The 325-nt window shown below is 71.1% G+C and carries 1 protein-coding gene; it reads right to left on the bottom strand.

The features are described from left to right. Nucleotides 1-325 (bottom strand): RNA-guided endonuclease InsQ/TnpB family protein (locus IH50_RS0137130; RefSeq protein WP_030873178.1); only part of this gene is annotated, 325 nt, incomplete at both ends.

Raw genomic sequence — 325 nt, 5'->3', positions numbered from 1 at the left:
GAGGTCCTCGATCACGATCGTTTGGTTCTCACGAACGAGCCGAGTGGTGAGCTTGTGCAGCAGGTCACGCCTGCGGTCGGCGATCCGGGCGTAGACCTTCGCGGCCTTCCGGCGGGCCTTGGCCCGGTTCGCTCCGTCACCCTCGGCCTTGCGGGCAAGCTGCCGCTGCGCCTTGGCCAGACGGGCGCGGTCGCGGCGCTCGTGGCGGGGGTTGGCGACCTTCTCCCCGGTCGAGAGGGTCAGCAGGTGGTCGAGCCCGACGTCGATGCCGACGGCCGCGCTGGCGGCGGAAAGCGGCTGAACGGACGGGTCCTCGCACAGCAGG

Origin of the sequence: Streptomyces sp. NRRL S-37, assembly GCF_000721605.1 — a bacterium.
In the GTDB taxonomy this organism is placed as follows: Bacteria; Actinomycetota; Actinomycetes; order Streptomycetales; family Streptomycetaceae; genus Streptomyces.
Note: the sequence above shows the minus strand (reverse complement) of the source record. Positions and strands in the feature narration are given on the sequence as shown.